This is a genomic window from uncultured Eubacterium sp., from assembly GCF_934561735.1.
GTDB lineage: Bacteria > Bacillota > Clostridia > Oscillospirales > Acutalibacteraceae > Eubacterium_R.
Window position 1 is genome coordinate 1 of the sequence record NZ_CAKTGT010000012.1, and the last position, 24884, is coordinate 24884.

Consider the following 24884-nt stretch of genomic DNA (forward strand, 5'->3'; position numbering starts at 1 on the left):
ATACTCGACCACGAGCAAACACCCCAACAATCGTTGAACTGCCAATACATTGAGCCGTTACATCTGCCCTTGTTTCTTCTCCAATGCTCGGTTGCATCACGAATACATTCAAGCTGTGTTACCTGTGAAAGATAAACATAATCCCTGAAATGCTTTGGCAAATCAAATCTGCCTGCAATGTAGTAAACCATTTTGTCATTGCCGTTCATACACTTTTGATGCGAAAGGAACACAGGACTGTTGAGGTCATAATCGGACTTGTCGGCAAAAATGCGAATACTGTTCATATCGGGAAGAGATTCAAAGCCGAATTCACTGCAAAAACGGGTCATACGCTTTCTGTAATAATCCATAGGCTTCAAGCCGTGCCATACGCCCCAAAGATGAGTATCACCCACATTATCGGCATACACGCCCTCGTTGTGGCTTTTACCGATAGGCGAACCTTGAGTATACGGAGTTTGAGAATCGTATTTTCTGATTTCAGGTTCAAGAATTCCGTAGAAAAACTTTTCTGTCCACGCAATATACTTAGGCATATTTATCCACGCCATGTGCATATCCTCAATCTCGTTGTTACCGCACCACAGTGCAAGTGACGGATGAGAAGAAATGCGTTTTACATTGTATTTGACTTCCTTCTTTACATTTGCAAGGAAATCTTCATTAAAGAACGGATAAGCCTGGCATGCAAACATAAAGTCCTGCCAAACAAGAATACCTCTTTTGTCGCACTCACTGTAAAGAGCTTCACTGCCGTAATATCCGCCGCCCCAAATACGAAGCATATTCATATTTGAAAACTGAAACGCATCAAGCAAATAGTTAAGTTCCTTGTTACCAAATCTGGTAATAAAGCTGTCGGGCGGGATATAGTTTGCCCCCTTGGCAAAAATCGGCACATCATTAATCTTGAATTGGAAGTTTTTACCGTAGCCGTCAAGTTCTCGATTAAGTTCAATCTTGCGGATACCGATTTTCTTTGAGCATTCATCAACAACCGTACCGTCACACAAAAGAGTTGCTGTCACGGTGTAAAGCGGCTGTTCCTTTTTGTCGGACAAATCGTAGGTCCACCAAAGTTCGGGCTTTTCAATATCAAAATGAGCGGTGTCACCGTTTGCCGACATAACTTCTCCGCTCGGAGATGTAAGAGTGATTTTACACTCACAATCTTTGTATGCTGTATATTCGATTTTTGCATCAACGGTTGCGTCAGTAATATTGCAAATCTGAGAAACGGCGAAATCATTGATTCTGCCCTCGTTTACAAATTCAAGATAAATATCCTCGGTAATACCGCTGCAAGGAAGTACCGGACCCCAATCCCAGCCGAAGTGACATTGCGGCTTGCGGATATGAACAATGCCGTTTTGACCGTTTGAATTAATAGGAGTTACACAATTTTTGTACTTATCTTTGACCCAATTAACAGGAGAATGAAAATATATCGCAATCTCATTTTCGCCTTTTTTAAGAAATTTCTTAATTTCAAACTCGTATTTAATAAAACAGTTATCGGCGGAAAACATAAAACTGTCATTGATAAACACATCGCAAACGGTATCGAGCATATCGGCACAAAGCAAAACACTGTTTGAAGCCAGTTCTTCCTCTGTAACTTCAAATGTACGCTTATATTCAAAATCAGTTTTGCCGACCCACTCTGCATCTTTTTCGTTAAGCTTCAAAAACGGGTCGTCAATAACGCCGTTAGCCATCAAATCAAGGAAATTGCAACCCGGAACGGTTGCATTCATCCACTTATCATCCGTATTCTGTTTAAAGAGCCACGCTCCGTTTAATAATTTTTTCATAACATATCCCTTTTAATTTGTATTTTTTAACAAGCACCTCATTGTCTGTGAGGTTATATGTGTTTTGCATTATTATTGATTGCAACTTTCTCTATGGTTTTTGCAATATGAAAAACCATACCGAGTTTATGCATAAAAATTACTTTTTATAAAACAAATATCATATATAGATTATATATTACCCAAATGTTTTTGTCAATCAAAGTAAAATTGAAAAAGCACCAAATCATATTGACAAAATAACTTATTAATTTATAATAAAACTAAAGAGAGGTGAGGCTTGTGAATGACAGAGAATGCGAATTGTTCCTTGAAAATTTGCTTGAATTCGGAAGCAAATATGTATCCTCGGGTACGCAGGTAAAAAGGGTTGAGGATTCGCTCATAAAAATATGCAAAATATACGGTTTTGAGCATATAGAAATATACGCCGTAACAAGCCTTATAGTTGCCACAATCAAAACAAAAGAGGGCAAACATTATACTCAAAGCGTCCGTGTAACAAAAGGCGGAACAGACCTTGGAAGCAGCGAAGAACTAAACAATATTTTTAAATACATTTGTGAAAACAAGCCAAGCATCGAAGAACTTAACAAACTGATTAATCATCCTAAAAAAGCAAAGTCAAAGCCGGCAATAAAATGTATGGGATATGTACTTGCGGCAGGAAGTTTTGCCCTGTTTTTCGGCGGCAACATATATGACGGACTTGCATCGGCACTTATCGGAATATTTATATATTTTATGGATTATCACTTTAGGTTGAGAAACATCAACAACATTGTTTACACTTTTACGGCAAGTTTTTTGGCAGGTGTGCTTGCAATACTTTGTATGTATATCGGAATAGGAAGCAACATTGACAAGGTGATGATAGGCGACATAATGCTGTTTATACCCGGACTTTTGCTTGTTAACTCCATTCAGGAAATGTTCAACAAAGACATTGTGGCAGGGCTTTACAAATTTATTGAAGCTTTGCTGACGGCTGTTGCAATAGCCGGCGGATATGCAATGTCTATGCTTATGCTCGGAGGGTTGATATGAAAGATTTTGTTATTCAAATCATAACCGCAACGACGGGTGCACTCGGATTTTCGATTTTTTTCAGAGTAAGTGAAAAAAATGTGCTTGCTTCAACAATCGGCGGCGGACTCGGCTGGGCACTGTTTTTATTAATAAATCATTTAACCGGCAATATGTTTTTATCCAACTTTGCGGCGGCGTTATTCGTTTATCTTTACAGTCAAATTATGTCGGGAATACTCAAGGCTCCGTCAAATGTTTATCTTGTACCGGGAACAATTCCGCTTATTCCCGGAGGTGCTCTTTACTACACAATGAGAGGACTTTTGGACGGTGACAAGGTGCTGTTTTGGAACAATCTTAAAACAACGGCAATAGTCACCTTTGGCCTTGCGGCAGGTATCGTGATAGGCACGGTAATGATAACCTATGCAAAAAGTATGATAAAAAAGAAAAAAGGAATAGCTAAAAATGAGTCTGTATAATTGCAGGCTCATTTTTTGACATTATTAAAAATTTAATTATTGAAAAATTAAGTGAAAGAATATATAATACATAGTTGACTTTCGAAGTAGGAGTTATAACCATGAGCAAAAAAAATATGATAATCGGTCAGTCGGGCGGACCGACTGCAGTAATAAATTCTTCGCTTGCAGGGGCGATAGACTGTGCCTTTAAGCAGGATAAAATTGAAAAAGTGTACGGAATGATTAACGGAATTGAGGGATTTTTAAACGAAAATCTGCTTGACCTCAATGCAACATTTGAAAACAAGCCGTATATGATGAACTGCCTCAAGCACTCGCCTGCCATGTACCTCGGTTCTTGCAGATACAAGCTTGGCGGAACAGAAGATGAATACAGGCAAATCTTTGCACTTCTTGAAAAGTACAACATCGGCTACTTTTTTTACATCGGCGGCAACGATTCTATGGACACGGTTAAACAACTCAGCGAATATGCCGCAAAGATTAAAAGCGATATAAAATTTGTAGGTATACCTAAAACCATAGATAACGACCTTGTAGGCATTGACCATTCACCGGGATTTGGAAGTGCGGCAAAATACATCGCTTCGTGTGTAAGAGAAGTTGCATATGATACTTCCATTTACAACATCAAGAGTATTCACATCATAGAAACCATGGGCAGAGATGCCGGATGGATTGCCGGCTCTGCCGCTCTTGCAAAAGAGGGCACGGCACTTGCCCCACACCTTATCTATTTGCCTGAGGTTGCATTTTCTACCGAACAATTCATCAAAGATGTTAACAAAATGCTTGACAGATACAATTCCGTTATCATTGTTGTCAGCGAGGGCATCCGTGACAAAGACGGTAACTACATCAGTGCCGAGGGGTCAAAAGCAGACAAATTCGGACACATTATGCTAAGCGGTGCAGGTGCGTATCTTAAAAGCGTTATTGAAGAAAAAATCGGCTGTAAGGTAAGAGCACTTGAGCCGGGAGTTTTGCAAAGAAGCACTGCTCACATTGCATCGCTCACAGATGTTAACGAAGCATTTAATCTTGGTGAAGTTGCAGTAAAAGCCGCAGTTAACGGAAAGACGGGAGTGTTCTCCACAATCAAGAGAACAAGCGAATCACCATATTGTGTGGAATACGGCACAGAAGATGTCAGAGTTGTTGCAAACGCCGTAAAAACCGTTCCGAGAGAATGGATTAACGATGAAGGCAACTATGTAACAGAAGAATTTTTAAACTATGTAAGACCGCTTGTAGTGGGTATTGCACAGATACCGTACAGAAACGGACTGCCGGATTACATCGATGTTCGTCATCTCAACTCGAAAGGTCAAAAATACACGGAATAAAAGAAAACCGACGGTTCTTGAAACATCAAGCCGTCGGCATTTTTATTTGTTTTCGTTTGATTTTAGATTGTCAACCAAGGCTTCAATATCACCTTTAAGCGTTTGAAGAACATCAATATTCTTTTCGAGTTCCCTGTTTGACTCTTTAAGTTGAGCTTCTAAATTAGAATTAATAATAGTAAGACGCTGACATTCGTATTCAGCCTCACCGAGTGCCGCTCTTAATCGGGCGTTTTCTTTTTTCAGTTGTTCAACTTCTTTATTTGTCGGTATCAACGGCATAAGCAAATCCTTTATCTAAACAAGTAATGGCGAGAATAATTCCCGCCATTATTTATTGCTGTTAAGCATCAATATCTGTATCAATTTCAAAATAGCGTGAACCAAGCCAATTCTTCTTGATAGTAACCGAATCTTCCTCTTTTTCGCTGTCTTCGGAAGCAAGTGCCTGCTGTGCAATATACTGCCATACAGTTTGGTCATTTTTACCTTCAAAGTACATTACATGATAACCGTACTCTGTCTTAACGATGCCGACATCACCTGCTTTACGGGATGAATCAAAGCACCAAGCGTTGAAAGTAGGAACCATTTGGTTTGTAGTTATATTTTCGTACAAACCGCCGTCGCTTGCGTTACTGTCGGACGAATTAGCCTTTGCAAGACTTGCAAAAGACTTTGATGTTTTCTTGCCCTTATTATATTCGGCAAGAATTTTTTCTGCCTTTTTCTTTGCGGCAGCCCATTCCTTATCTGTGCAATTCTTTGCGGAAGTTGATGAGCTGTCATCGCTTGAATCGGATGATTCGGGAGCGATAAGAATATGGCGAACATTAACTGTCTTTGTATCTGACATATAAGCAGGCTTTACAACATATACAACTGTTGTTGAATCCTGTCTTACATCTCCTGCCTTACGGTCGGAAGAATAGAGCCAATCAAGACCCGGATACTTATCCTTATCGTCATCGTCAGCTGTTGCAATAGCTACAGAAAGCTTTTCCATAGTTGTACGATTCATATCGTTGTATGTGGTTTCCTGAGGGTCTTTATAAGCCTTTTTGTCAAACTTATCGGATGAATACTTTGAAGCAAGAGCGGCAAAGTTTGAGCCGTCTGCTTTGAGTGCTTTCTTAAATGCTTTTGCGTCATCTTCGCTGTCGCATTCAAACATCTTGATATCTACAGACTGAAGCTTTGACTTATTTTCCTTCTTATACTTATTGAGTTCTTCCTTAGTATAAGTCTTGTTTGAAAGTTCTTCTTCATGATCGGATTCGTAGTTTTCGGCGATGTAAGAAATAGTTGCTTCACGCTTAAACACTTCCTTAGTTACACCGTGACCCATTGCGGCTTCGATGTAACCTGAAACGGTATAGCCGTACTTATGAGCGGACTCTTTGTAATTCTTGAGAGCGTCTTTAAGTTCTTTCTTTTGATCGTCTGTAATTTCAGGCTCCTTACCCTTATTTGCTTTAACAGCCTGATAATAGTGCATATATGTATGCTTGATATTATCCTCAACCTGCTGCTGAACATATTCAAGCCATGTTGTTGTCTTGCCATCCTCGGTTCTTGTTTGCTCCGAGAGCTTTTTGTCAAAGTCAACATTGAGGTTTGCCTCATCAAGGTCAATGCCGTACTGCTTGTACTGGCTGACTGTTGACTGAAGGTTATTGTAATACATAGCAAAATAGTAATTGTATGTATTTACCTTAATACTATGCTTTTCGCCGTCTGCATCGGTAAGTGTGTAAGCGGTAAAAGATTTTTGCGGCCAACCGAGAGTTGCTGCCATACCCTTGCGGACAAAGCCTGTTGCAACATATGTAAAGAGAAGTGCAATTACAACAATAAGTGCAACAACAGCCGTTACAATCTTCTTTGTCTTTGGTGCCATAGGAATTTTAACTGTATCCTCGGTAATAATTATGCTGTCACGCTCCTTAATAAGAGCATCTCTCTTTGAACGCAATTTGTTCTTTTTCTTTTGATCAGGCTCATTAAGAATATCCTTTCTGAGTGATTCGATTTGCTCAGCAAGTGCATCCTTTTTGTCATAAGCCTTATCATACTTTGCTTCCAGCTTAGCAAGCTTGTCTTTATTTTCTGCCATCTGTTTTCATCCTTTTTGGTTTTTTATCAATAGTATTCTACACTATTGTGCACATTTTTACAAGTGTTAATTTTTATTCTGCCGAAACAGTATTGTCTGCATCCGATGATGATGTGTTGCTGTCGGTAGATTGGTTAGGCTGTGCAACCTTCAATTTCTTAACTGCACCGTTATATTTTTTAACGGTTGAAGAAGATGTAAATTCTTTTTCTTTTTTGCTTTTAAGGTCGGTTTCGCAATCGTAAAGATACTTTGGCTGTTTGCTGATAAAGAACATAATATGGCAACCGTATTTTGAATCGACAATACCGGTGTCGCCGTATTTTCTTGAATCATCCATAGACCAATCATTGAAGTTTTCTACCATAGTACCCTGAGTAACACCGCCGTAATAGCCGCCGTAAGTACCCGATGAACCGCTTGAAAGCGAAGCTGTATCCTTTGAATATTTTTCTGCGAGTTTGGCAAACTCATATTCTGTTTTACCGCTTTCGTTATATTTATCAAGAATCTTTTGTGCTTTTTTTCTTGCCTCGGCAAGTTGTTCGTCTGTAAGTGTAACATCCGATTTTGAAGTGTCAACTCCGTCAGGCATAACGAGAATTTGACGAACGGAATATACTTCTTCTTTGTCAGGCTCAGGCTGAGAAACCTTGTAAAGAATATAAACAGTCTTATTTTCGGAGTCGTCAAAAGCCTTAACTTCGCCGATTTTTGTGTTTTCGTCAAAAAGCCAGTTAATGCCTTCTTCAACCAAAGCATCCTCTTTTGCGGTAATTGAAACTTCAATATTAGAGGTTAAAATATCCACACATGAATCTGCATCTTCTACATAGCCCTGTTGAACATAGCTGTCAATCAACGACTTGCAAGCCTTTGGAAGAATTTTTTTCATATCATCTTCAGACTTAATTTGTTCTGCATACTTATTGCACTTTTCAAATGTTGACTTGCCGTCATCATCGTCATAAGGAACCTGGAGATATGCAAATGTTACATTTTCATAATCTTCCTTGTTTTCTTTGTAATATTTTTTTACTTCCTTATCCGAAACCTTTCGGTTAACGGAAAGCTGTTGATAATAGTTTTGTGCAATATAACTTTGTACAAGCATTTTTTTGATGGTTGCGTAACCGCAATAATCACCGTAGGTATCGGAAAGGAATTGGTCAACCGAAACATTTTCGCTTGTGGCATTAGCTTTAATCGAAGAAAGATTTTCCTTAACTTGTTTTTTCTGTGCGGAAGTCAATGTAATGCCTTCCTCAACTGCCTTTTCGTAATAAGTGGTGATATACTGAATTTGGTTAACGGTTTCATCCTTAAAGAACTGTGCCCAAGTAACCTCTTTGCCATCGCTGTTTGTTGTTGTTTGCTTATTATAGTCTGCGGTAGTGTCAAGGTCATAATAGCCGTAGTTTGCATAAGTAATATAGTTTTGAGTAACGCAGGTATAATAATAATTATACATACCGATTGATATCGGTGTATCGTCGATTTTAAGTGCAATGTTACCCGGATTCATTTTTTCGTTTGAATTCGGCCTTGTATAATAAAATGTACCGAAAACGGCAAGAACCGCAATAACGGCTGCCAAAATAATCGAAATAAGAATAAATTGAACCTTGTCACCCTTAATTCCGCTTGTCTTTGCAGGTGAATCCTGCGGCGTAATCGGAGTTGCCTTTTTCGGTCTTTCGGCAGTTTCATACTTAGCCGACTCCGGAATATGAATTTCAAACACATCATTTTCTATAACATTGCTGTTGAGTGTTTGAGCCTCGCCGTCAAACTTCCAATTATCGTTTTCTTCATAAGCAGGAGTTGCCTCGGTATTGTCTACCTCTTGTATTTTTTCGGCAGGCTGCTCGATTTTTTCATCGTGTCCATCAGATGAATTAAGATTTTCGTTTTTAAGATTCAAATCTTTTTCGTCCACAAAATCACTCCTAAAATATAATAAATACTCATAAATTATACAACACTTTGCCGTCATTTGCAATAGTTATATTATATATTAATTATAAATATAATGTAAAATGAATGTTAATAAATATTTCTTGCATTAATAAATACAATATGTTATTATCATTGCATAAATAAAAACATTACAAAATCAGACAAAATTTTTAAGGTGACAATATGACTGTTACAGTTGCTAAAGATGACAAAAAGTTGTTTGGATGGTTGCTTGTAATCATCGGAACATCTTTTATATTGCCTGAATACATTGCTCCGCTTTTTGTTTTTTTCTTTTACATTCCGTTTTTGATTCATTTTAAAAAGACGGGCAGAAATGCAAAAATCGGCAATTTAGGCAAGGCATTTATGGCATATATGTGCTATATGCTTATATCGGGAATATGGAGCAACACACATATTCTTTCTTCCCTGATAGGGCTTTTGTGGATGGGCTGCTTTTTGTTTTACATAGAAATTGCAAATACGGTAAACACAAAAGACAAACTGAAAAACGCAATATCTGCACTCAACATATCCTCTGGGGTTATCGGACTTATTGCCGTGCTTGAATTTGTGACATACAATCTTACAAAATATTTTGACGGATTTAATTTTACAATTTCAAACCCGCTTTACTACAGCATAAACGATTGGATTTTCAGTCTTTTCCCGTTTGAAATCATCAACAGTCCGTATCTGTCAAGATCATCGGCAACATTTGACAATCCGCTTATTTTGGCAACATTTCTCATTATAACCACTCCGTTTTGTGCATTTTCATCGGTATATTTTAAGCAATCAAAGCACAGAAAACTCAGCAGAATTTGCTTTGCATTTTCACTTCTCGGCATATTATGCACTGAATCGAGAGGTGCATATATAGCGGTAGCTTTGTCGCTGATAACACTGCTCATCAGCAACAAAAAGATATTTCAAAAGCTGTTGCCGTTTATGTTTTTGCTTGCTGTAGGTATTCCGCTTACCATAGCCTTGAGATACAAAAACAACTCATCAGGCAACGAATTTTTGGCATCAAACAACAACAGATTTGCAATTTGGCAAGTATGCGCAGACCTGTTTAAAGAGCATTGGTTTGTGGGTATGGGAGCCGGAACGGAAAACATCCATCAGGAAATCATTGCACGAATCGGCATCAACCGCACACATGCACACAATCTGTTTCTCGAAATTGCCACAGAGGACGGCATTGTGGGAATTGCACTTGCGATTTTCATCGTTGTTGTTTTTGCAAAAAATCTGTTTAAGCTTTTCTATTTGAAAAACAACGCATACAGACCTTATGCAGTGCTTTACACTTCATCAATAATCGGATTCATAACAATGTCGCTGTACGAGCACACATTGCAATCCCCAAAAGAGATGATGATATTTTTTATCCTGTTAGGTTTTGCCGAAGCAACGCTTCGCATGGCAGAGGGCAACATTCAGTTATCACATGAAGAAAAAAATATCTTTGAAGACTTCACGGAACAAGATTATATCACCGATGAAGACGAAGAAAAAGAATCTATAACAAAATAGACAAATAAAAAATGCAGAGCCAAGCGGCTCTGCATTTTTAACTATTTTATTTATCTTATGCCTGACTAGGAGCGTCTACAGGGCAAACACCTGCACATGCTCCGCATTCGATGCAAGCATCAGCATCGATTACATACTTGCTGTCACCCTCTGAAATAGCAGAAACAGGACATTCAGCTGCACATGCTCCGCATGAAATGCATTCGTCTGAAATTGCGTAAGCCATTATACAATACCTCCTAATTAGATTAATAGCAATTTTCCAAATTCTATTGACTTTAATATAGCATTGAACAATCAAAAATGCAATAGTTTTTTAGTAAAAATTAATCAATTGTTTAAAATTATATATATACTTATTATTTATTTTTTACAATTTTTACCTCGTCACGGCTGACTGTTACAGGTGCCGAACCTTCCACAGCGTCATCAGGCAAAACCTTGAGTTTGCCGGTAAGCAATGCAACTTCAACAACTTTACCTCTGTTGTTGCGACCCCATTCAACGGTTGAACCTACGCGAGGAGTGATTTTTTCAAGATACTCATACGAATTTTGCTCATATTTGAGGCAGCACATAAGTCTGCCGCAACAACCGCTGATTTTTGTAGGAGAAAGAGAAAGACCTTGGTCCTTAACCATTTTGATTGAAACCGAATGAAAATCGTTGAGAAATGTTGAGCAACAAAACGGTCTGCCGCACACACCGAGTCCGCCAACCATTTTTGCCTCGTCACGAACACCGATTTGGCGAAGTTCAATACGGGTGTGGAATGTTGAAGAAAGATCTTTGACAAGTTCTCTGAAATCCACCCTGCCGTCTGCCGTAAAGTAAAATACGATTTTTGAAGTGTCAAATGTATACTCAACCTCAGTGAGGTTCATTTCAAGATTATGAGCGGCAATTTTCTTTTTGCAAATATCAAATGCCTGCTTTTCGGAAGCCTTGTTTTTTTCAATTTGGGCAAGGTCTTTTTTTGTTGCAACCCTTTTTACGGGTTTAAGAGGAGACACGATTTCGTCATCGTTGACTTCCTTAACATCAAAAACCGCCGTTCCGTTTTCTATTCCTCTTGCGGTTTCAACGATTACAACATCATTTTCTTTAACATCGATACCGCGAGGGTCAAAATAATATGTTTTGCCTGTGTCCCTAAAGCGAACACCAACTACTTTTGTCATATGTATATCTCCATTCAAGAGCCGAAGGCTCATTATTATCTTCCTATTGCACGGCGAAAATCATAACAAACCTTTGTGATAAGGATTGCGTTATTGCCGTTTTTCAGCGTTAAATCAAGCAGATTTTCGCACGCCGAAATCAAATTCATCAGCTTTTTTTTGCTGAAGTCGGTGGCAAGCTTAGCCACGGTTTTCCTTTGCCCCGAAAGGACATCGGAATTTTTTGAATAAACAAGTGCATCCCTGAAAACCGTTTTGAGTAATGTAAGAGAAGAAACAAGAGTTTCCCTGTCCTTATCAAACACAGAACACACTTTGAGAAGCGAATACTCGTCATTGCTTGCAAGAGCGTTGCACACATCAACGGCTATACCGCTTATTTTTGAAAGTTTGCTGTCACCGAGGCTTTCTATTGCTTTGCCGATATTTCCGCCCCATACGGCACACGCTTTGAGTGCTTCGTCATAATCGGCATTTTCGTCTTTTGAACAAATATATTTTGCTCCGAGAACCTCGTTGACTCCCTCAAGAGTAAGAACAACGCTTCTTGAAAGTACGGTTTCAAGAAGGGCGGATTTGTTGGTAACGGTCAAAATAAACATTGCGTACTTAGGCGGTTCTTCAAGAACCTTGAGAAGTGCATTTTGTGCATTCTCGTTCATACACTGGCAATTACCCAAAATATATATTTTATAATCAGCCTCATTCGGTTGCATATAAACATTTTCTTTTACATCACGAACAACATCAACATGAAACGACCTTGCACCGCCCGTTGCACTGTATTCGTAAATATCGGGATGAACGCCCTTGAGTACCTTTGAGCACTGAGGGCAATTTCTGCAAGGCTTATTTTCGCCCTTGCACAAAAGGTTGAGTGCGATTTCACGGGCAAAAGTGCGTTTGCCGAGTCCCTCATCACCCTCAATAACTATTGCGTGAGGCAATCTGCCCGACGCCTGAAGAAAAGAGAGCTGTTCTTTAACCTTTTCATTTCCCACAAAATCTTCAAAATTCAAGGCAAGCCCTCCTTTTTTTATCAAATAATCTGTGCCAAAGCAACTATAACCGGCATTGTGATAACGGACAAAATGCTTGTTTGCCCCACAAGTTCGGATGAAAGTGCCGTGTCATTGTCGTACTTTGCGGCATACATCGCCGTGTTTGTTGCAACGGGTGCCGATGCCGAAATTGTAAGTGCCGTGAGCATATTGCCCTTAACGCCGATAAGTTTGAACACAAACAGCATAATAACAGGGATAACTACAAGGCGAATGAGCGACACAAAATAAACTTCTTTTTTTGCAAAAATATTTTTGAAATTACAGTTTGCAAAAAATGTACCGAATACAATCATTGCCATAGGTGAATTGCAAGCACCCACTCTTGCCAATGTGTCCATCAAAAATTCAGGCAACCTAACCTGCAACAAGAACAGCGGAATAGCAATCAACACGCTGATTGAACCCGGATTGAGAATAATATGCTTAATACTGATTTTTGCGGTTTTGCCCGATATTTCCCTAATACCGTAGGTGAAAGCAAGGATGTTAAACACCGCAACATAACATGAGGAATAAAATACACCTTCCTCACCCGCAACGCTTTGTGCAAGAGGCAAAGCCAAAAATGCGGCATTTGAAAACACGATTGCATAGTGATAAACTCCGCGTTCGAGTGCGCTTCTTTTTTTGAAGCAAAATTCGGCAATTCCCATGCCGAGAAAATGAGTTAAAAAAGCGAGCACAAAGGACACAAGAAGTCCCACAATATGCTCTTTTGTTCTTTCCATTGAAAGAAATGAATTGATAATTGCAACAGGCAATATCATATTGAAAAGCAAATCAACAAGCTTGGTTGCATCGGCTTTTACAAATATTTTTGACTTATCCGCAACGAAACCCACTGCGGAAATCAAATAAAGAATAACAACCTGAACGGCAACCGTTTGCAAATTGCTTAAAAATCCGGTCATTAAAAATACCTCTAATCTGTTTTAGTATGTGAAAGAATGTTTTTCTCAAGAAAATACGCAAAAACGCCGTTAAATAAAATCGACAAAGACAAAACGGAACTCCGTTCAAGCAAAGCCGTTTGTCCACCCAAAATATCACAAAAAGTGCAAATAAAATACAAAACGGCAAAATAGGCAAAACATCTAAAAGAGAAAACAGAACAGGCAGAAGCTCCGTTCTTACCGTCAACCTCTTTGGCGAAAAAGTAAAACGCCGCAATGCACGATATCACCGCTATGTACTTAACTGCTTCTGTTTGCGAAAAGCTCTGCCCTATGTCGGACAAAAGTGCAATTCCGTTTGACAATGCCCACAAAAGCGGGAAAGCGTTGAGAAGTTTCAATTCTCTGAAATCATACCTTGTGTTTTTACCGAACGACAGCGACACCATAATCATACAGGCGGCACTTACAAGGGCAAACAAGCCCTCAAATCCGATAACCAACGCACCGACGGCAACATTGTATCCTCCGTCTTGAACAACGGAATAAAGTGTGAGTGAATCGGATACAAAATCAACAAAAAAGCCGACAGAAGCCAAAATCGAGAAAAACGAAATATGGAATTTATTTTCAAAAACGAAAGCGTCGGCAAACTTTTTTTGCCCGAATGTTTCCGCTCCGATAAGAACAATTCCGATAACAACCGCCGCAAAAAATCCGACGGTAAGAAAAACGGACTCAAAAGCAAAAACGGATATTGCTTTTAAAACTATTGCAATTACAAAAAGAAGCAATGATATTTGAGAATATCCGATTTTCACTCTTCTCCCCCGTTTCGTATAAAAATCAGCGTTTATCCAAAGGAGTATATGCTCTGTACTTTGTTACGCTCTTGTATGCAGGACGCATAATCTTTGATGATGTGGTAAGTTCCTCAAGTCTGTGAGCACACCAACCCGCAACTCTTGCCGTTGCAAAAAGCGGAGTATACAAGTCTTCCGGAATACCGAGAACTCTGTAAACAAGTCCGCTGTACAAATCGACATTTGCACACATCGGCTTTTCCACTCCCTTAATTTCGGCAAACACCTGCGGAGTAAGACGCTCAATAGCATCAAGGGTCATAAATTCCTTTTCAAAGCCGTGGTCAAAGGCAAGTTTTTTGGCACTTCTTTTAAGAATAACGGCTCTCGGGTCGGAAAGAGTGTAAACGGCATGACCCATACCGTAGATAAGTCCCGAACCGTCGCCTGCTTCTTTTTTCATAATTCTTGCAAGCATATCTCTGACCTGTGCGTCATCTGTTGAATCATCAAGATTTTCCATAATATATTCCATTTGGTGAGCAACCTTGATGTTGGCACCGCCGTGACGGGGACCTTTGAGAGAACCGAGGCCTGCCGTGATTGCGGAATATGTATCCGTGCCGCTTGATGTAAGCACACGGGTGGAGAATGTTGAGTTGTTACCGCCACCGTGGTCTGCATGAATCATAAGGCAAATATCAAGAAGTTTTGCTTCCTCATCGGTGTACTGCTTGTCTGAGCGGAGAAGACGCAAAATCGACTCTGCGGTTGAAAGTTCCGGCTTGATAGGATGAAGATACATCGACTTGTTATAAAACGCTCTGCGCTTGATTTGATAAGCCGAGTTCATCATTGTAGGAAACTGTGCAATAAGTTGAAGCGACTGACGAAGAACATTAGGCGTTGAAATATCATCCGGATTTTCGTCATAAGAATAAAGACTCATAACACAGCGTGCCATCTTGTTCATAATATCCTTTGACGGATGCTTCATAATCATATCTTCGATAAATTCGTCGGGCAAAGCTCGGCTTTTACCGAGGACATCTCTGATTTCCACAATTTGGTCCTTTGACGGCAGACTGCCGAAAATAAGAAGCCAAACAACCTCTTCAAAGCCAAATCTGTTGTCGGCAACGCAATCGGCAATTATATCCTTAATGTCATAGCCTCGATATGAGAGTTTACCCTCTTTAGGGATACGCTCGTTATCAAGAATATAATAACCCTCAACGGATGAAACATGAGAAAGACCTGCCATAACGCCTGTGCCGTCAGGGTTACGAAGTCCGCGTTTTACACGATATTTTTGAAAATCGCCGGGTTTAATACTGTTATTCTTTTCAAGTTCGCCGCACAAACCTGAAATATAATCCTGAGAAACTGATGAAATATAATGTGTTCCCATTTTACTTCTCCTTTCGATAAATTCAGAATACGGTTATATGCAATGCATAAAAAACCATTTTTAAAATATATTATACTAAATAATAAAATTTATGTCAAGGAGAGTGTACCGTGAAAAGAGCAATGATATTGTTTGCCATAATCTTTTTAACAACGCTGTTACTGCCGATGATTACGCTGATAAAACCGGCATCAAACGGCAGTGAACTTGTAACTCTGTTTAACTCCTGTGTTTACTTTCTTGTATAGTTGCCGTTAACCAAATTAAATTTGGGCGAAACAGTGACGGACACCTTAACATTCGGCAACTCGTTACGCCAGTTTTTACTGTGGCTTTTATAATAAGCGTAGCTGTATCTTGAAAGCAGTTTGCCGGCAAAAAACGGGTCGGACTTACTTTCAAAACAGACCTTTACGGCATTTCGGCACAGAGTATTAACTTTTATTTTTGCAAGTTTTTGAAGTCTTTGTGTATCTTCATCGTCAAGCTTTGCAGCAATGCCTTTTTGAGTATCGTTTAAGTTGATGTCAAAACTTACGGCAGAGCGAAAATTAACACCGTCATCATAAAACGCCATATTTTTAACTTTAACATCCGTAATTTCCATACCGACCTTGCCGTATTTCTTATCATTAAGGATTACAGTAGCACTTTTAACCTTGTTGTTTACAAGCAAAAAGCCGAGCGTTTCGGCACTGTTCAGAGTTTTTACATATTTTCCTTTGCTGAAAATTCCGATACCGTCAATTCTTGTTTTATCGTCCTTTACAGATAACACGGGAAGATAAACATCCGAGGTTTCGGACAAAAAGCAGTTTTGCAAATCCTTGACGGTTACGGCACAGGAAAGTCCTGTCTTTTCACCGGTTTTGAGCATATCGTAAATATCCTGAGCAGGCACTTTTGCCTTGTTTTCGGAGGAATTGATAACATCCTCGGCTGTGGTTTTGCTCATTGCAACAAACACATCGGGGCGGCTGTCAACCGCACGCAAAGTATAATCAACAACATTTGAAAGTCCGTTTTTTGCATAATCGTCACCAAAAATAATAACCTTGTTTTGCCCGAAAAACACAGGACTTGAAATATTTGCCGAGGTTCTCGACACGGCTTTGCTGATATTTCCTGCCGTACCAAACGCAACAGAGGTTATGTTTTCGCCCAAATTATCGGTTGTGCCGCTGCCCTTTGTCAAATCAAGATACTGCACGGACACCTTAACCTTATCGCCCGTTTTATCCACTCCTACGCCTTGTGCAACCGACATATCGGACAGACTGTCACTGCAACCCGAAAAGACCGCAACAATACAAATGACAACCGAAATTACGCTAAGCACCTTTTTCAACATCATCACTCCTATTAAAAATCAAGGTAAAAATCGGAATAACAAAAGCAAGCAAAACAAACATCACAACCGTTACGGTTTTTGATATTTCTGCCATTTTCATACCGAAAACTTCATTCATAATCACAGCGCCCAAAAAAGCCGTTGCTCCGAATACAAGCACTTTGTTTTTATGGCGGTATTTTTTTAAGAGTGTGCTCGCACAAAACAACAGCATGGCGGTTTTGAGAAACACGGCAAAAATCCAAAATGAAGTGTGAAGAATATCAAGCCTTGACATATCGTTTATCGAAGCGGTTTGAAAAAGCGTAAATATCGGAAAAGACTGCAAATCGGCACTGTTACCGAGAACTCCGCAACAGAAAACAAGAAGCAAAAACACGCCGAGATAAGCACAGGCAACGCCTGAAAAATACGGTTTTACGCAGTCGCCGTTTGTTTTGTCGTACAGCGAGAGCAAAAGTACGGGTTCAATAGAATTGCAGGTGAACAAAAATGTGTTCATCGCTATATGCTTTGCACCGTTTTGAAGCACGGGAAAAAGATTGACGCATTCAAAATTTTTAACATTAAAAATCAAAACAACGGCAATGACCACGGTAAGCAGAGCACCGCAAAACGACGCAAATCTGCCGAGCGGTTCAAGCCCCAAATACGCACCGTAGCAAGCGGCGACAAACGCAAGAGCAATAAACATAACCATCGGACTTTCAGGATTCATTTTTGTTGTGGCAAAATATGCAAATCTGCCCACCGTGAGAGAAGAAAAAAACAGAAAAAACAGCAAATACAGCATGCTAATCACCGAATTTGAAAGCGGTGATTTTTTTCTTTTTACGCAAATCACGGCAGGGATTGACATAAGACAGGTCAGCGGAAGCGACAAGGCAAAACTTATAGGAACATCGCTGTCAAATCTGCCAACGGTTACCGCCTGAATATAGGTAAGTGACACAACAAGCCTCGACACAAAAAACATAAAAAACAGTTGTTTAGGAGAAATTTTGCCTCGTTTGGCGTTAATCATCAAGCGACACTCCCTCCAAACGATTTACTCTTACCTTGCGTTTTGCAAGTTTACGCCATCCGCCACGAAACAAAACATCAATGAGCGACTTTTTGGTAAGCGGTGACAGCGGCGAGGAATACGGCACGCCGTAAGGATTAAGTGCACAAATATTGCAAAACAGCATCGCCGCACCGAGCATTAAACCGTAAATTCCGAACAATCCGCCAACTATAATAAACAAAATTCTTATCAAAGCCATACTCTCATAAAGCGGATAAACAACATAAGAAGATATTGCGGTGCCGGCAACAACGATAAGCATAGGTTCACCGATTAACCCTGCCGAAACGGCGGCATCACCTATAACGATTGCACCGATAATGGATATTGCATGACCTATACTTTCGGGCAATCGCAGTCCTGCCTCTCGCATTATCTCATACAAAAGATGTACAAACACAGCCTCTACGGTTAAAGTAAACGGTGTTGTAGCCTCATTTGCGGCAATCAAAAACAGCAGATTTGACGGTATTAGTTCCTGATGAAAAGTGCCGACGGCTACAAACAACCCCGGCAAGAACACCGAAATTATAAACGCTCCGTATTTTAAAAGCCGCATAAAGCTTGAATAAAACGGCGGATTGTCGTAATCGTCAAGTGCCGAAAAGTTGTCGGAAAACAGATAAGGAGTGTACATCACAAAAGGCGTGCCCTCAACCATAACGGCAACTCTGCCCTCAAGAAGTTTTGACGCCAAAACATCCGGGCGTTCGGTTGAACCCACACAGGAAAAAAAGCTTTTTATATCCGTATCAAGAAACGGCAACAACTCGCCGTAATCAAGAACCGTATTGAAATTTGCCCCTTTCAGTCGTTTTTCAACCTCATCAACCATAGCCATATCTGCCCTGTTGTCAATATAACAAATCGCAACAGGCGTGCGTGCACTACTGCCGAGGCTCAACTGTTTTTGCTTCAAATGATATGTCTTTAATCTTTTGCGAAGCAGAGCCTTGTTGTCATTCAGAGTTTCAACAAAACACTCCTTTGCACCTTTTACATTTGCTTCGGTTGAAGGCTCGTCGGTATTTCGTCTGTTCCAGCCTTGCACACCGAAAGCAAGTGCGGTTGAGCACCCCTCAATCACAACAACGGCAAAGCCAGACATAAGGTAATAATAAGCATCCTCAAAGGTTGTCACCTCATTTTGTTCGGGGCAACGGACAATTTGAGTTTGCAAAAGTTCAAGATATTCTCTCGGAGTTTCGCATTTTTTGTCGAAATCACAAATCGGCTCAACAATCATTTGACTGAGAAGCAACGAATTAACAAGTCCGTCCATACAGGCAAGAAACATTTTGCCGTTTTTACATTGAAGTTCTTTAAGCAGAAAGTCGGACGAATCTTTAAAATCATCTTTAAATGTTAAAAGATTAAGTTCGTAATCATCAAACAAATTTGACATAATATCACCACTTTTATTATGAAAAGCATTGTGTATATTATTCATTTTTAAGGTTAAATTATTTATGGTGATTGTATGTCTATTACATTGTTAAGAGCAGTAATTATTTACATTTTTATAACGGTATCGGTGCGAATTATGGGCAAGCGACAGGTTGGTGAGTTGAATCCGCAAGAGCTTGTTATAACAATACTTATCAGTGCGGTTGCAACCGTTCCGCTTGAAAACAACGGTATGCCGCTTGCAAATTCGCTGATACCGATTGCGATATTCATCAGCTTTGAAATCATTAATTCAACGCTTTCGATGAAATCAATCAAATTCAGGTCGATGATAAAAGGCAAACCGAGATTCATCATCAAGGACGGAATAATTCAGCAAAAAGAACTTACAAAACTACGCTTTACGACAGACGACCTAACCGACGCAATCAGGCAGGCGGGAGTGTTTGACATTTCGCAGGTTGCAAATGCAATAGTCGAAACAAACGGAGTTGTATCTGTTCAAAAGAAATCCGAGTATGCTCCGCTTACTCCGGGCGATATGGGAATAAAAGCATCGCAGGCGGAAGTGCCGATAACCGTTGTAATAGACGGCAAGGCGGTAACAGACTGCTTTGGCAATGTAAACATCGGAGAAAACGAGATAAAACTGCTTGCCGTATCAAACAACGAACAGGTTGAAAATATTCTTGTAATGACCGTCAAAAGTGACGGAACGGTATATATAGTAAAGAAGGATGAGCAATGAAAAAAATTTGGATAGCGGTTGTTTTGTTGATTATATCGGCAGGACTTTGCACATATGAACAGATATACATTGAGGATTTTTGCGACAAAGTGGTGTATATGACCGAACACGAGGACACCGACGGCATAAAGAAGTTATGGAAAGAAAAAAACGACACAATTTATATTTTTTCGGAGCACGATATGGTGGACGATTTGGCGGTGAGCATTGAACAGTTAGACAGTAAAAGCGGTGAAAAGAAAAAAGAGGCCCTTGCAGAAATACGGGCGTTGACCTACGCATACCACGAGAACCAAAGGATTACACTTTCAAACATTTTTTAGCATAAAAAAACCGCAAACATCGAGTTTGCGGTTTTCATTGATTTTATTTCCAAGTTTGGATAATTTCAGGGTGAGCAAAAATCTCATCAAGTTTGTTGAAGAACGGAACAACATCGCCGTAATCGAGTGCTCTGTGGTCCATACAAATTGAAAGAGGCATAACCGTGCCAATCTTTATTTCACCGTCAACAACAATAGGCTTTTGCTGTGCTGAATTAATTGCAATGGCAATAACCTGCGGTGGGATAATCTCAAGAAGTGTACATGAACCTTTGAAATCACGCTTGATTGAGCCGAGGTTTGAAATTGTGATTGTACCCTGCTCAATATCGTGCTTTGTAAGTCTTTCGGTTGTAGGGATAGAATAGTAATCCTTCTTTGCCTGACCCGAAAGAGTTTTTACTTTATGCTTACCTGTCTTTGAACCGTAAAGGCGGCGAATAGCCTGAAGAATCTTGCCCTGCTTCAAACCCTGAAGAGTGTTATCAAGTGATACCTCAAACATAACTTCATTGAGGTCGGTATTGTTTGCTCTACGCAAGCTGTCGTGGATAGTTTCGGTCATTTCGGTAAGAGTTTTACTGCCCATATCGTGCATATTGAGTGTCATCATCTCGCCGTTTGGCAAAAGTGCCGGCATAGAAACATCAACATGATCAAACTCGTGGAGGCAACCGCGAACAAGTTTGCGGTTGAATTCAAGGTGAGCATTCATCTTAGGTGCTGCTTTGAGTCCCTCGCAAATAACCTTCATCATAACAGTATTAATTGTAATTTTCTTTGATTTATCCGTGCAACCCTCGTTAAGCTTTTTACATTCCGCAAGAAAAGCAGTAACCTCCGGCTCGTAAACCAATCCGGCGTGCGGTATTTGCTCCCAGCTTTCGGCAGTCATATTTGAAACGATTTTTCTTGCAATACCGAAATGGGTGGATTTAGTAAGTGCCATATTTTTCTCCTTTTTATCCTATAAGTTTGTTATCCGTAAAAGTATGTATATTATATCACAAATTGTATAAATAGACAATAGCACAGATGAATTTAATAAAAAATTAAGATTTCATCTGTGCTATGTATTTATTCTTGAACTTTTGCTTTGATTTTATCTATTTTTTGTTCAATTGTAGAATGAAATTTATCTCTTTCGCTTTGAATTTTCTCTGCAATTGAGTCCTTAAAGCTTTTCATTTCTTCTTCGGTAAACGGAGTTTCAGAAAAGCGTTTTTTGTATTCTGCCATAAGGTACGGTCTGAATGCCGGGTGAGCAATTCGGATAAGTGCCTTTGCACGCTCTTTAAGTGTTTTGCCTTTAAGTTGCGCAATGCCGTATTCGGTTACAACATAGTTAACATCATTTCTCGGAGTTGTAACGGCACTGCCCTCTGTAATAATAGGTACAATACGCGACACTGTGCCGTGCTTTGCGGTTGCAGGCATTGCGATAATGGAACGGCCGCCCTTTGACATTGTTGCACCTCTGACAAAGTCAACCTGACCGCCTACCGCAGAAAACTGTGAAAGACCGATTGTATCGGACACAACTTGTCCCAAAAGGTCAATCTGCAAGCAAGAATTGATTGACACCATATTGTCATTTTTAGCAATTTCAATAGGATTGTTTACATAATCAATCGGGTGAAGTTCAACCGACGGATTGTCATTGATATAATCACAAAGAATTTTTGAACCGAACGCCGCACCGAGAACGGAACGACCTACATTTGTTTGCTTTTTCTTATTATTAATAACACCGCTTTCAAGGAGTGGAACTACACCGTCACCGACAAGCTCGCTGTGAAGTCCGAGATCTTTTTTATCGGTAAGCTGGAGGCACACGGCATTAGGAATTCCGCCGATACCAAGTTGTAAGCAATCGCCGTCATTAATAAGAGAAGCACAGTTTCTGCCGATTTCCATATCAACCTCGCTGAGTGCACCGCCGACAACCTCCGGAAGTGCTTCATCAAACTCAACAAAGCAGGTAAAATCACGAACATGCTTTATGCTGTTGCCGAAAGTACGAGGCATACACTTGTTAACCTGTGCGATAACGACCTCGCAATAATCGGTTGTGCCCTTTGTATAATCAACTGTTGTGCCGAACGAAACATAGCCGTGTTCATCAGGCGGAGAAACCATAACTATTGACACTCTCGGGCAAATATAATTTTGAATAATATCAGGAATTTCGTAAAAATGAGATGTTGTAAACTCACTGTCGCCGCTGTTTATGCCTGCTCTTGTGGACTTTGACGCAAAAAGAGTGTTGAGTTTTATATGCCCCTTGAATTCTCGCATAGACCACGGGCTTTCAATAAGAGTAAGCATTGTTACAATTTCAACATCTTTGTAGTCCTTGTAATGAGCTGCCAACGCACGCTCAATATGTATAGGTTCGCCGCAAGCAAAACCGGTAACAACCTTGTCGCCGTCATTAATAAGTTTGATTGCCTCTTCGGCTGTTGTAAGCTTTGATTGATATATTTCCTGCCAGGTCATATTTTGCTCCCTTTTCCAAAAATTACTTCATATTAAATGATACAATATTTACAAATATTCGTCAATAAATAGTTGAAGTCAAGGCATATATTTGTTATTATTGTATATATAGACAAAATAAAACTGTGCAAAATCACCATTTTGTATAAGAAGTGATGAAAGGATTACACTATGGAAATCAAAGTAGACAAATACGGCAGTGCAGACTGTTTTTCAATACCGCTCACACAAGCAATCAGCGAAATGAAGGACGGCGATACTCTTGTATTTGAAAATAAGGAATATCATCTTTTTAAGGATTACAGCCAAGAGCGTCACATTCATTTCAGCAACACAGACAGTTTCAAGAATCCGAAGAAATACTTTGGTATGCTGATTGAAAACAAAAACAACTTTAACATCGAAGGCAACGGTGCAACACTTGTTATCCACGGTGACATCTGCTCGTTCGGAATGATTAACTGCAAAAATGTAAACATTGACAATCTTACAATAAAATACGCCTGCCCGAATTGTGTTGAACTTAAAGTTCTTGAGAAAAAAGGCAAAACATACAGATTTTCACTTCCCGACTCTCAACTTTGGTACATAGACGATTCAAAGAAGAACACAGTTGTTTTCTTTGAGCAAAGCCCATACACAAAAAAGAATTATTGGGAATTCAGAAATGACGAAAACTCGTACAACGGTGTATTCCACAGTGCCGACGGCAACACGGTATACAGAATTTCAAACAAAAAATCGGTGTTCTCAGGCATAAAGTCAATGAAGCGTTTGAGTGCAACCGAACTTGAAATAAAATACAAGAAAAATAAGTTTTTCAAAGTCGGAGACATACTCACCCACCAAACAAACAAGAACAGAAACACCTGCGGCATCTTCTTCGGCGAATGTGCAAATGTTAAAAGCACAAACATCACCGTAAACTATATGGCAGGCTTCGGCTGGCTTTCACAAATGTGTGAAAATATGAGTTTTGACAATATTACATTTAAGGGTGACGGAGACCACATTGTTTCATCATTTGCCGACCTCATCCATATTTGCGGTTGCAAGGGCGATGTAACAATCACAAACAGCTATTTTTCACACGCACACGATGATTGCATCAATGTTCACGGCTCGTTTATGAGATTTAAAGAAAAGGTTGATGACCACACGGCAGTGTTTGAATTTGTACATCATCAGCAAGGCGGACACAAAAACTTCTTCCCTGGTGACACGGTAAAATTCTACCGCCGCACCAATCTCAACGAACTTCCGGGTGACTTCACGGTTAAAGCGGTTGTTGACGACCTCGAGGGCAAAACCTGCAAGGTAACATTCAACGAACCGTTGCCGCAAAACATTGACGAAAAGCATCTCCGCCAGCCTAACATCGTTGCGGAAAACAAAAGCTACTGTCCAAATGTTGAAATCAGTGATTGTGTATTTACTGCTATTCCGACAAGAGATGTTCTCTGCACAACCTCGGGCAAGGTTAAAATTCACGACAACACATTCAAAGACAGCCAAATGGCGCATATTTTCATCAGTGACGACTCAATGTTTTGGTACGAAAGCGGTCCGGTAAGAGATGTTGAGATTTACGAAAACAAATTTTTACTTTCACCGTCAATTTATTCAAAATGCCCTGCCGTACTTATTAAGCCAATCACTTTTGGCAAAATGAACAGCAAGGTACACCAAAACATCACGATACGCAACAACTACTTCCTTGTTGCAAGAGATATTCCGATAAGAGCCAAAAGTGTTACCAACCTTGATGTTTACGGTAACTCGTACAACGGTTCTTCAAGAGTGATAACATCTCATTGCAAGAAAGCAAAGTAAAACCAACA

Annotated in this window: 23 protein-coding genes; 8 read left to right on the forward strand and 15 right to left on the reverse strand. The window is 39.8% G+C overall.

All coding sequences use genetic code 11. From position 1 onward, the window contains the following. Window positions 1-1817: glycoside hydrolase family 2 protein (locus Q0E08_RS08245; protein WP_294778640.1), on the reverse strand; the 1817-nt coding region annotated here is incomplete at its 3' end. A gap of 282 nt (window positions 1818-2099) precedes the next feature. Here Q0E08_RS08245 and Q0E08_RS08250 point away from each other — a divergent pair. From Q0E08_RS08250 to Q0E08_RS08260, 3 genes are all read left to right on the forward strand, one after another. Then, window positions 2100-2864 (forward strand): threonine/serine exporter family protein, encoded by a 765-nt coding sequence (locus Q0E08_RS08250; RefSeq protein ID WP_294778641.1) that lies wholly within the window; start codon window positions 2100-2102, stop codon window positions 2862-2864. After that, the gene (locus tag Q0E08_RS08255; protein WP_294778642.1) at window positions 2861-3328 is read left to right on the forward strand and encodes a threonine/serine exporter family protein; all 468 of its coding nucleotides are present in this window, start codon (window positions 2861-2863) and stop codon (window positions 3326-3328) included. Before Q0E08_RS08250 ends, Q0E08_RS08255 begins: the two co-directional genes overlap by 4 nt. Before the next feature lie 101 nt (window positions 3329-3429). Next, window positions 3430-4677, forward strand: a complete 1248-nt coding sequence (locus tag Q0E08_RS08260; protein WP_294778643.1) for a 6-phosphofructokinase — start codon at window positions 3430-3432, stop codon at window positions 4675-4677. Between the two features lie 42 nt (window positions 4678-4719). Here the strand turns inward: Q0E08_RS08260 and Q0E08_RS08265 are convergent, their stop codons facing one another. From Q0E08_RS08265 to Q0E08_RS08275, 3 genes are all read right to left on the reverse strand, one after another. Then, window positions 4720-4959 (reverse strand): hypothetical protein, encoded by a 240-nt coding sequence (locus tag Q0E08_RS08265; RefSeq protein ID WP_294778644.1) that lies wholly within the window; start codon window positions 4957-4959, stop codon window positions 4720-4722. A 61-nt stretch (window positions 4960-5020) separates the two neighbouring features. After that, a complete protein-coding gene (locus Q0E08_RS08270) occupies window positions 5021-6793 on the reverse strand; it encodes a peptidylprolyl isomerase (RefSeq protein WP_294778645.1) in 1773 nt (590 codons plus the stop codon). Window positions 6794-6866: 73 nt separating this feature from the next. Further along, on the reverse strand, window positions 6867-8732 hold the full coding sequence (locus Q0E08_RS08275) for a peptidylprolyl isomerase (protein WP_294778646.1): 1866 nt from the start codon (window positions 8730-8732) through the stop codon (window positions 6867-6869). Between the two features lie 203 nt (window positions 8733-8935). Here Q0E08_RS08275 and Q0E08_RS08280 point away from each other — a divergent pair, with 203 nt between their 5' ends. Continuing rightward, the gene (locus Q0E08_RS08280) at window positions 8936-10297 is read left to right on the forward strand and encodes an O-antigen ligase (protein ID WP_294778647.1); all 1362 of its coding nucleotides are present in this window, start codon (window positions 8936-8938) and stop codon (window positions 10295-10297) included. Window positions 10298-10352: 55 nt separating this feature from the next. Here the strand turns inward: Q0E08_RS08280 and Q0E08_RS08285 are convergent, their stop codons facing one another. The 6 genes from Q0E08_RS08285 to Q0E08_RS08310 form a co-directional block, all read right to left on the reverse strand. Next, on the reverse strand, window positions 10353-10523 hold the full coding sequence (locus Q0E08_RS08285; protein ID WP_294778648.1) for a DUF362 domain-containing protein: 171 nt from the start codon (window positions 10521-10523) through the stop codon (window positions 10353-10355). 133 nt (window positions 10524-10656) lie between these two features. Further along, entirely contained in the window at window positions 10657-11478 is an 822-nt protein-coding gene (locus Q0E08_RS08290) for a stage 0 sporulation family protein (protein WP_294778649.1), read from the reverse strand. A gap of 35 nt (window positions 11479-11513) precedes the next feature. After that, entirely contained in the window at window positions 11514-12497 is a 984-nt protein-coding gene (locus Q0E08_RS08295) for a DNA polymerase III subunit delta' C-terminal domain-containing protein (RefSeq protein ID WP_294778650.1), read from the reverse strand. Between the two features lie 20 nt (window positions 12498-12517). Beyond that, a complete protein-coding gene (locus tag Q0E08_RS08300) occupies window positions 12518-13453 on the reverse strand; it encodes an AEC family transporter (RefSeq protein ID WP_294778651.1) in 936 nt (311 codons plus the stop codon). 11 nt (window positions 13454-13464) lie between these two features. After that, a complete protein-coding gene (locus tag Q0E08_RS08305; RefSeq protein WP_294778652.1) occupies window positions 13465-14256 on the reverse strand; it encodes a hypothetical protein in 792 nt (263 codons plus the stop codon). A gap of 25 nt (window positions 14257-14281) precedes the next feature. Next, window positions 14282-15649: a citrate synthase gene (locus Q0E08_RS08310; protein WP_294778653.1), complete on the reverse strand. Its 1368-nt coding sequence runs from the start codon at window positions 15647-15649 to the stop codon at window positions 14282-14284. Between the two features lie 110 nt (window positions 15650-15759). Here Q0E08_RS08310 and Q0E08_RS08315 point away from each other — a divergent pair, with 110 nt between their 5' ends. Then, window positions 15760-15897, forward strand: a complete 138-nt coding sequence (locus tag Q0E08_RS08315) for a hypothetical protein (protein ID WP_294778654.1) — start codon at window positions 15760-15762, stop codon at window positions 15895-15897. Here Q0E08_RS08315 and Q0E08_RS08320 read toward each other — a convergent pair. From Q0E08_RS08320 to Q0E08_RS08330, 3 genes are read right to left on the reverse strand one after another with little or no spacing between them, the layout of a single operon-like run. Further along, entirely contained in the window at window positions 15882-17003 is a 1122-nt protein-coding gene (locus tag Q0E08_RS08320) for a Ger(x)C family spore germination protein (RefSeq protein ID WP_294778655.1), read from the reverse strand. The genes Q0E08_RS08315 and Q0E08_RS08320 overlap by 16 nt on opposite strands. Further along, window positions 16981-18024: a GerAB/ArcD/ProY family transporter gene (locus Q0E08_RS08325; RefSeq protein WP_294778656.1), complete on the reverse strand. Its 1044-nt coding sequence runs from the start codon at window positions 18022-18024 to the stop codon at window positions 16981-16983. Before Q0E08_RS08325 ends, Q0E08_RS08320 begins: the two co-directional genes overlap by 23 nt. Continuing rightward, window positions 18017-19471: a spore germination protein gene (locus tag Q0E08_RS08330; protein WP_294778657.1), complete on the reverse strand. Its 1455-nt coding sequence runs from the start codon at window positions 19469-19471 to the stop codon at window positions 18017-18019. Before Q0E08_RS08330 ends, Q0E08_RS08325 begins: the two co-directional genes overlap by 8 nt. 75 nt (window positions 19472-19546) lie before the next feature. Between Q0E08_RS08330 and Q0E08_RS08335 the strand changes: the two genes are divergently transcribed. Both Q0E08_RS08335 and Q0E08_RS08340 read left to right on the forward strand, forming a co-directional pair. Further along, a complete protein-coding gene (locus tag Q0E08_RS08335) occupies window positions 19547-20221 on the forward strand; it encodes a DUF421 domain-containing protein (protein ID WP_294778658.1) in 675 nt (224 codons plus the stop codon). Beyond that, complete coding sequence (locus Q0E08_RS08340) at window positions 20218-20544, forward strand: DUF4363 family protein (RefSeq protein ID WP_294778659.1); 327 nt, start codon at window positions 20218-20220, stop codon at window positions 20542-20544. The genes Q0E08_RS08335 and Q0E08_RS08340 overlap by 4 nt, the downstream gene beginning before the upstream one ends. A gap of 43 nt (window positions 20545-20587) precedes the next feature. On the opposite strand, the gene Q0E08_RS08345 is transcribed toward Q0E08_RS08340, so the two are convergent. Together Q0E08_RS08345 and Q0E08_RS08350 are read right to left on the reverse strand one after the other, a co-directional pair. Beyond that, on the reverse strand, window positions 20588-21493 hold the full coding sequence (locus Q0E08_RS08345; protein ID WP_294778660.1) for a 2-oxo acid dehydrogenase subunit E2: 906 nt from the start codon (window positions 21491-21493) through the stop codon (window positions 20588-20590). Window positions 21494-21621: 128 nt separating this feature from the next. Further along, window positions 21622-23043, reverse strand: a complete 1422-nt coding sequence (locus Q0E08_RS08350; protein ID WP_294778661.1) for an acetyl-CoA hydrolase/transferase family protein — start codon at window positions 23041-23043, stop codon at window positions 21622-21624. Window positions 23044-23214: 171 nt separating this feature from the next. Here Q0E08_RS08350 and Q0E08_RS08355 point away from each other — a divergent pair, with 171 nt between their 5' ends. Further along, entirely contained in the window at window positions 23215-24876 is a 1662-nt protein-coding gene (locus Q0E08_RS08355) for a hypothetical protein (protein ID WP_294778662.1), read from the forward strand. The last annotated feature ends 8 nt before the right edge of the window (window positions 24877-24884 follow it).

What these genes read in the sequence shown, in the direction of transcription:
- Q0E08_RS08255 (WP_294778642.1), top strand. Translation starts at nt 2,861, where the DNA reads ATGAAAGATTTTGTTATTCAAATCATAACCGCAACGACGGGTGCACTC.
- Q0E08_RS08260 (WP_294778643.1), top strand. Translation starts at nt 3,430, where the DNA reads ATGAGCAAAAAAAATATGATAATCGGTCAGTCGGGCGGACCGACTGCA.
- Q0E08_RS08265 (WP_294778644.1), bottom strand. Translation starts at nt 4,959, where the DNA reads ATGCCGTTGATACCGACAAATAAAGAAGTTGAACAACTGAAAAAAGAA.
- Q0E08_RS08270 (WP_294778645.1), bottom strand. Translation starts at nt 6,793, where the DNA reads ATGGCAGAAAATAAAGACAAGCTTGCTAAGCTGGAAGCAAAGTATGAT.
- Q0E08_RS08280 (WP_294778647.1), top strand. Translation starts at nt 8,936, where the DNA reads ATGACTGTTACAGTTGCTAAAGATGACAAAAAGTTGTTTGGATGGTTG.
- Q0E08_RS08285 (WP_294778648.1), bottom strand. Translation starts at nt 10,523, where the DNA reads ATGGCTTACGCAATTTCAGACGAATGCATTTCATGCGGAGCATGTGCA.
- Q0E08_RS08290 (WP_294778649.1), bottom strand. Translation starts at nt 11,478, where the DNA reads ATGACAAAAGTAGTTGGTGTTCGCTTTAGGGACACAGGCAAAACATAT.
- Q0E08_RS08300 (WP_294778651.1), bottom strand. Translation starts at nt 13,453, where the DNA reads ATGACCGGATTTTTAAGCAATTTGCAAACGGTTGCCGTTCAGGTTGTT.
- Q0E08_RS08310 (WP_294778653.1), bottom strand. Translation starts at nt 15,649, where the DNA reads ATGGGAACACATTATATTTCATCAGTTTCTCAGGATTATATTTCAGGT.
- Q0E08_RS08320 (WP_294778655.1), bottom strand. Translation starts at nt 17,003, where the DNA reads ATGATGTTGAAAAAGGTGCTTAGCGTAATTTCGGTTGTCATTTGTATT.
- Q0E08_RS08325 (WP_294778656.1), bottom strand. Translation starts at nt 18,024, where the DNA reads ATGATTAACGCCAAACGAGGCAAAATTTCTCCTAAACAACTGTTTTTT.
- Q0E08_RS08330 (WP_294778657.1), bottom strand. Translation starts at nt 19,471, where the DNA reads ATGTCAAATTTGTTTGATGATTACGAACTTAATCTTTTAACATTTAAA.
- Q0E08_RS08335 (WP_294778658.1), top strand. Translation starts at nt 19,547, where the DNA reads ATGTCTATTACATTGTTAAGAGCAGTAATTATTTACATTTTTATAACG.
- Q0E08_RS08340 (WP_294778659.1), top strand. Translation starts at nt 20,218, where the DNA reads ATGAAAAAAATTTGGATAGCGGTTGTTTTGTTGATTATATCGGCAGGA.
- Q0E08_RS08345 (WP_294778660.1), bottom strand. Translation starts at nt 21,493, where the DNA reads ATGGCACTTACTAAATCCACCCATTTCGGTATTGCAAGAAAAATCGTT.
- Q0E08_RS08350 (WP_294778661.1), bottom strand. Translation starts at nt 23,043, where the DNA reads ATGACCTGGCAGGAAATATATCAATCAAAGCTTACAACAGCCGAAGAG.
- Q0E08_RS08355 (WP_294778662.1), top strand. Translation starts at nt 23,215, where the DNA reads ATGGAAATCAAAGTAGACAAATACGGCAGTGCAGACTGTTTTTCAATA.